The organism is Brevinematales bacterium (assembly GCA_026415355.1).
Lineage (GTDB): Bacteria > Spirochaetota > Brevinematia > DTOW01 > DTOW01 > SKYB106.
The window spans coordinates 1-6,405 of record JAOAHF010000025.1 but is presented as its reverse complement, the minus strand read 5'-3'; the positions used below and the strand labels follow the sequence as shown (position 1 = coordinate 6,405).

The following is a 6,405-nucleotide window of genomic DNA, read 5'->3' as shown; positions in this document are numbered from 1 at the left end:
GAGATAAACTGGCCTGGATCTATGAGTGATAATGGATCAAAGTTGTATAATGACAAATTCATTGAACTTAAAAACAGAACAAGTAGAAGAATAAATATATCAGGATGGTATATTCTTGGAACTACTTACAAATCTTGGAGGATAAAAATGTTTATATTTCCCGAGGGTAGTTATATTGAGCCGAATGGATATATAGTTGTATTCAAGAGCACTAACAATGCTTTCTATTATACAAATGCTGTTATTGACAATTTTCTCTATCTTCACCATAACCAAGATCAGAATTATGTATATCTGGTTTTGAAGGATAAGTATGGTAATGTGATAGATGTTGCTGGAGACCCATATTCACCACCTTTTGCTGGATATAGTTTTTCTTCGTTTGCTTCAATGAGGAGAGTAGGTACTGATGGAACTCTACCTTCATCTTGGGCTACCACGACTGAAAATAACTCATTCGTTAGGAGTGGTTATAAAACTAAGACCTTCGCAACGCCGGGAACAGATTAGGCTAATCTTTTATATATTTGAAGGATATTGTGTTTTCTTACGACTTTCTAAACACAAAAAACATGCCAGTACTTATAAAAAATCCGCTTATATACGCGAAAAGAAATTCTTTTGATAGTATTCTTTTTAGATTTCTTGATAGATCTTTCTCTTGTTGACTTTTCTTGAACTTGGATACAAGTGTATTATAAGAATATCTGAAAAAATAATTAGCGTCATTTATTAGTTCCCTGAAGCCCCTTTTGAATTTTCTAATCTGTATTAGCTCAAAATTGTGAGTTTTGAAGAGATTTATTAAAGATGTTCTAGAAAACCAAATGAAGTGATGAGGAGGGAAGTCAAAATCTAGTCTTGTTAGATCAGCTAAAAATCTATTTCTGTCTGGTGTGCTTCCGATAATAATACCTCCATCCTTAAGTAACTCTCTTACTTGACTCAGAAACTTTTTCAAATCAGTTAAATGCTCAATAACTTCAAAGAAGGTTATAACATCAAATTTCAAACCTTCAGATTTTGCGTATTCAAAGAAGTCATCAAACGAAGATACCATTACATTTTCTATCTTGAAAATATCTTTTGCTACTGTTATAGCTCTTTTATCCAAGTCCGTGCCATATACATCAAATCCTATCTTTTTTGCTTCTCTAAGAAACGTACCAGTTCCACATCCTATTTCTAGCAGTTTGTTGCCTGATAGGTAATCCTTTGATTTTTTAAAATGTTTCAAACCAAGTCTATGATAGGGATAGGAGGGGGCTTTTACTATGTAAGCCCTTGTTGCATATCCTAAGTTGAGTAGGTCAGTGCTGTATATCTCCTCAATAAATTCCAATGGATACCAGAATCCCAGATCACATTTTTCACAGATGTATAGTTTATAAGTCTTATTAATTCCTCCTGAGTGATATTCTCTGTGAAAGTTTTCTTCGTTTATTAGATTTTGACAGGATGGACAGACTACCATATTTTACTCCTATGACAACCGGATATAGTAAATTATGTAGCATAATTTTTGCAAATAGGATTAGGATTGTTACAGAAGGTATAGAATTTTATTAGGTATTGTTGTTTATGTTAGTCCAATTTAGTAGTTAATCTGGGGGATGCTAAAGATTTTGATTGAAATTGTTTTATATCATTACCTATAATAGACTTATGCCTAAAGGTGGATGGATTGCAATAGGTATAATAGTATTGTGTCTTTTTACATTTTTTATTGGTTATCAGTTAGGACTTGTTAATACTCCTCAGAAGGCTATTAAAGATAGGGCTACTGAATTGGTTGAGAAGAATAAGAGAAATGAAGCGATAAAAGTATTAGAACTTGGTAGACGTGAGTTGCAACTAGTTATCGATGCCGTTGAATTGGATGTTTATAGGGCACAGATATATAAAAATCTTGCTAGACAGTATTTTATGAGAGATATGTGGTCTTTGGCTATTGAGAATGCTCAGAAGGCCCTTGAGTTTTTACCTACTGATTCTAATCTTTATTTTATCATAGGTGTTTCAATTTTTCAGCTTTCTAAGGTACTTGAGGATAAGAGTAAGTTAGATGATTATATCAGAAGAGCAGAAATAAACCTTGAGAAGGCGGTAAAGATAAATCCTGATTATTTTGATGCTAGATATTCTCTTGCTTTGGTTAAGATTGATTTGGGAGATTATAAGTCTGCTTTGGAGCATCTTAACCATATTCTTATGCTTGAACCAAAAGATGTACCTTCTCTTTTTGCTAGGGCTAGAGTATATTACGAGTTAGGTGAGTTGCTCAAATCTAGAGATGATTACTCAAAACTTCTTGAAATATTGTTACCTAATGATCCTAGGAGGAAGAAGGTTCTACAAAACATACAGATAATTGATAGCCAGATGTAATAAAATCTGTTTAGAGTAATAGGAGGTAAGGTAAACAACCTTACCTCATGATGTATAATTTATGCTTGTCCTTTTAATTCTTTCATTATGTCTGGTGCTTTACCAGCACTGAATAAGACTTTTTCGTTTTTGTATGAGTATAGTTTTATCATTTCTTCTCTTGCTGGACCTAGATATTTTCTTGGATCAAACTCTGAGGGGTTTTCTGTGAATACTTTTCTTATCATTGCTGTCATAACAAGTCTAGCATCCGAGTCTACATTAACTTTACATACTGCTGATTGTACAGCTTTTTGTATTTGATCTTCTCTTACTCCTGCAGTGTCTTCCATTTTACCACCGTATTTGTTTATAAGTTCAACATACTGTTTTGGTACTGATGAAGCACCATGCAAGACAATAGGGAATCCTGGTATTTTTTCTTTTATCTTCTCTAGTATATCTAATCTGAGAGGTGGTACTTCCTCACCAGGTTTGACTTTGAATTTATAAGCTCCATGGCTTGTTCCTATTGATATTGCTAATGAATCTACACCTGTTTTTTCAACGAAGTCTGCTGCTTGGTCTGGGTCTGTATATATTGATTTTTCAGCTGAAACATGTTCTTCTATTCCTGCTAATATTCCCAGTTCTCCTTCTACCGTAACATCAAATTGATGGGCGTAATCAACAACTTTTTTTGTTAATGCTACATTCTCTTCGTAGGGTAGATGAGATCCATCTATCATAACTGATGAAAACCCGTTGTCTATACAATCTTTGGCAAGCTCAAATGAATCACCATGATCAAGATGTAACGCTATTGGAATTTCACCAAGCCCGTTTTTGGCTGCTAATTCTTTTGCAAATTCTACTGCTCCTTTTGCTAGATATCGTAAGAGTGTTTGGTTTGCATATTGTCTTGCTCCTTTTGAAACTTGGAGTATTACGGGTGACTGTGTTAATACACACGCTGTTAATATTGCTTGCAATTGTTCCATGTTATTGAAGTTGTATGCTGGAACTGCGAACCCCTTTTGGTATGCGTGTTTAAACATAACTCTTGTATTGTAAAAACCTAACTCTGTATAATGAACGGCCATAAAAACCTCCTTTTTGTATAGAAATAATAATGGATACTAACTTTGTAAATCAATATCTTGAGTTTTTGAACTTTACATTATCTATTAGTTTAGTAATAATTTATAAAACCGGAAGGTATGTTTCTATGAGAAGTGTGATGATATTTGTGTTTGCTACTTTAGCAAATCTTCTTGTAGGGTGTGTAGCTTTGGTTGTTCCATCACCGTCGCAGCTATATCACAAAGATAACGTTTATGTTGGTGCTTCAATAGGGTACGGAAATATTCTACAGGCAGAATTCAGTACTTGGGTTTATAAACAACCTGATATTGATATTGGATTGTCAGTGTGTAGATTTGAAGAGAGAAGCTATAATTCACTTTCATTTGATCCTTATGTAAGATACTGGATAAAATCTGGAGATACTCCTTTCTTGAACGTGGGAGGCTCAATACTTATAACAACTGCTAGTTTTGTTTCAACTAGTAGTAACGTTTTTGTAGTTGGCCCTTCAATTTTCGCGAGTTTAGGTTATTTTGGTGAGATTTTTTCTGTATCACTAACTCCAACGGTTTCAAGTGGATTTTCTCGATATTCTGGTAATAGTGGGTACTATCTGTTTTGTTCATTAAGTTTACAAATGAACCTCATGCCTGTAAGGAATGTGGGATTGGGAGTTGAAATAAATCCCGGTTTAGGAGCAGGAACTGGATTTGGATTATTGCCTGCGCCTTTGAGAGTACTCTTGAATATTACTTTCTAATATTGTTTGTATATAATACAATTAGTCGGTTTTGGGTTTGAAAAATTTGTCTGTTAAAAATTTTTGTATTTTGAGGTGTGTTGATATATAATTTAAGGCTATTATGAAGATAAAAGACATTTTGTTAAGTAGAGATCACGTTATTTCATTTGAGTTTTTCCCACCTAAAGATGAAAAGGTATTTGATAATTTTATCAATTCATTTGATTTTTATAGCAACCTTCATCCTGATTTTGTTTCTATAACTTATGGTGCAGGTGGCTCAACGAAATCTCAGACATATGAACTTGTGAAGTTTGTCAAGGAAAATTATAAAATACCTGTTATGCCACATTTGACGTCTTTAACTCATTCTAAAGAAGAGATATATAACATCTTATCTTCTTACAAGAAGATTGGAATTGCAAATATTCTTGCTTTGAGAGGAGATGTTCCTAAAGATGCTATTGGTTTTGATATATCTTGTGTTTATTTCAAAAACGCTTTGATTCTTGTTGAATTCATAAGAAAAAATTTTGGAGATGAATTTGGGATATGTGTTAGTGCTTATCCTGAAGGTTATCCTGATTACAAGAACATACCTTTAGAAGTTGATTATCTTAAATCGAAGTTTGAAAGTGGTGGAGATTTTGCTATAACTCAGATGTTTTTTGATAATAAGTTTTTCTATGATTTTATGGAAGTTTGTCGCAAGAAAAGTATAAAAAATGAGATTATTCCCGGAATAATGCCCATAACAAATTTTAGACAGATTTCATCTTTTGCTACAAAAGTTGGTACTTCTATACCTAAGCACATTGTGGATAGTTTTTCTAAATATCTTGATGATGCGGAATCATCTGAGAAGTTGGGTATAGAGATAGCATTAGAGCAAATATATGATCTTTTTGATAATGGTTTTAAGAAAGTTCATATATATACTCTAAACAGAAGATCAGTAATTCAAAGTATGGTACTGGCATTAAAAACAAGGATGTCACTTTTAGAATCTAAATCCTATTCCAACTAGTATTATATTGTCAAGGTGTTTTTCAATGTCAATGGGTGCTGAAAGATTTTTGTAGTACCCAAGTTTAACTACCACAGTTTCGTATATTCTACTCCATATTCCGCTTCCTACAAGAAATATATTTATGTATTTTGATTTTTCTGATATGGGTAGGTAGTAAGTGATCTCAGAAAAACTTTTTAAAGTGAAATTTTGGGAGTACAACATAAATATTTCGAAAGTTGAACCTAATACAAAATGATCATTTTCAGTATTGAAAGCTAAGGGAGGTTCTATTTTTGATGATACTGATGTGAAACAAAAGTATCCTGACAGTCCAAATACTGTTCCTATTAATGAAAATGCAGTTCCTATTTCTATGTCTGCATAACCTGATGACAAAGGATAGTATATTCCCTTTTGTATACCTATATTCCTGTATCCGTCTTCTTTCTTAATACCTGTTGCAAGCGATATATTCAAGACTGTAACACCCTGAAGTAAAAAGTTATCAACTAAACTAAATATCTCATTCACCATAAGGAATTTTGAAAATAAAGATATATCACCAATGATACCACTGTCAGTTGTTTCAACTATTTTAAAGTATGGTATTTCGAAACCTACTTCAATACTGTTGTTAGGAGTAAATGTACCTTTTAGACTAAAACATAGAGTGTTATATATTGATTTTTCTTGACCATATCTCTGGATATTTTTTGCTTCTAGAGAAGTAGTAAATTTTTCTTTGAGCGTTATTATAGCATTCTCATTTTTAAGAAATACAGGTACACTATAAGCAGTTACTGTGATCAGTATATTGATGATTGTATAAAAATATTTTTTCATACATGCTTATTTTCTTGTTGTGATGATGTTTTTATCAAATTAGTTTATCTTTTTAGTTTCTGGAATGTAGTTTAGTTTTCGGATGAGAGGAAAATATAGATTTTTTAGCTTCCTTTATTGGAAAAGTATTGGAAAAACTTTAGTTTTGGTGATGTCAATAATCTTCCTTAATAGTTGTGATATTAAAATATGCTGTGTTTTAAACCATTTTGATTGTTGTTGTGTTAGTTTCTTGAAGATGAATTATTATATGGGTTATCATAAATATGACTCTTTTTGTTCTTTTTGGGGGTATACATGAGGGTCAGGATAAGTTTTGCGTTGAAGAGTGCTTTTGTGATATCTTTGATAGTTT

7 protein-coding genes are annotated in these 6,405 nt (G+C 32.5%); 4 read left to right on the top strand and 3 right to left on the bottom strand.

Features of this window, described 5'->3' with window-relative positions; genetic code table 11:
* Positions 1-510, top strand: a 510-nt coding sequence (locus tag N2712_07705) for a lamin tail domain-containing protein (GenBank protein ID MCX8029860.1), incomplete at its 5' end; no start/stop codon positions are given.
* Between the two features lie 37 nt (positions 511-547).
* Here N2712_07705 and N2712_07700 read toward each other — a convergent pair.
* On the bottom strand, positions 548-1,474 hold the full coding sequence (locus N2712_07700; GenBank protein MCX8029859.1) for a class I SAM-dependent methyltransferase: 927 nt from the start codon (positions 1,472-1,474) through the stop codon (positions 548-550).
* 191 nt (positions 1,475-1,665) lie between these two features.
* Here N2712_07700 and N2712_07695 point away from each other — a divergent pair, with 191 nt between their 5' ends.
* Entirely contained in the window at positions 1,666-2,388 is a 723-nt protein-coding gene (locus N2712_07695) for a tetratricopeptide repeat protein (protein MCX8029858.1), read from the top strand.
* Between the two features lie 59 nt (positions 2,389-2,447).
* On the opposite strand, the gene N2712_07690 is transcribed toward N2712_07695, so the two are convergent.
* On the bottom strand, positions 2,448-3,470 hold the full coding sequence (locus tag N2712_07690) for a class II fructose-1,6-bisphosphate aldolase (protein ID MCX8029857.1): 1,023 nt from the start codon (positions 3,468-3,470) through the stop codon (positions 2,448-2,450).
* A 125-nt stretch (positions 3,471-3,595) separates the two neighbouring features.
* Here N2712_07690 and N2712_07685 point away from each other — a divergent pair, with 125 nt between their 5' ends.
* On the top strand, positions 3,596-4,213 hold the full coding sequence (locus tag N2712_07685) for a hypothetical protein (protein MCX8029856.1): 618 nt from the start codon (positions 3,596-3,598) through the stop codon (positions 4,211-4,213).
* Positions 4,214-4,316: 103 nt separating this feature from the next.
* Positions 4,317-5,222: a methylenetetrahydrofolate reductase gene (locus N2712_07680; GenBank protein ID MCX8029855.1), complete on the top strand. Its 906-nt coding sequence runs from the start codon at positions 4,317-4,319 to the stop codon at positions 5,220-5,222.
* Here the strand turns inward: N2712_07680 and N2712_07675 are convergent.
* Complete coding sequence (locus N2712_07675; GenBank protein ID MCX8029854.1) at positions 5,196-6,050, bottom strand: hypothetical protein; 855 nt, start codon at positions 6,048-6,050, stop codon at positions 5,196-5,198. The two genes, N2712_07680 and N2712_07675, sit on opposite strands and share 27 nt — an antisense overlap.
* Positions 6,051-6,405: the final 355 nt, after the last annotated feature.

Bases quoted from the DNA above. Each gene is read 5' to 3' on its own strand.
- N2712_07680 (MCX8029855.1), top strand. From the start codon at position 4,317: ATGAAGATAAAAGACATTTTGTTAAGTAGAGATCACGTTATTTCATTT.
- N2712_07675 (MCX8029854.1), bottom strand. From the start codon at position 6,050: ATGAAAAAATATTTTTATACAATCATCAATATACTGATCACAGTAACT.
- N2712_07690 (MCX8029857.1), bottom strand. From the start codon at position 3,470: ATGGCCGTTCATTATACAGAGTTAGGTTTTTACAATACAAGAGTTATG.
- N2712_07695 (MCX8029858.1), top strand. From the start codon at position 1,666: ATGCCTAAAGGTGGATGGATTGCAATAGGTATAATAGTATTGTGTCTT.
- N2712_07685 (MCX8029856.1), top strand. From the start codon at position 3,596: ATGAGAAGTGTGATGATATTTGTGTTTGCTACTTTAGCAAATCTTCTT.
- N2712_07700 (MCX8029859.1), bottom strand. From the start codon at position 1,474: ATGGTAGTCTGTCCATCCTGTCAAAATCTAATAAACGAAGAAAACTTT.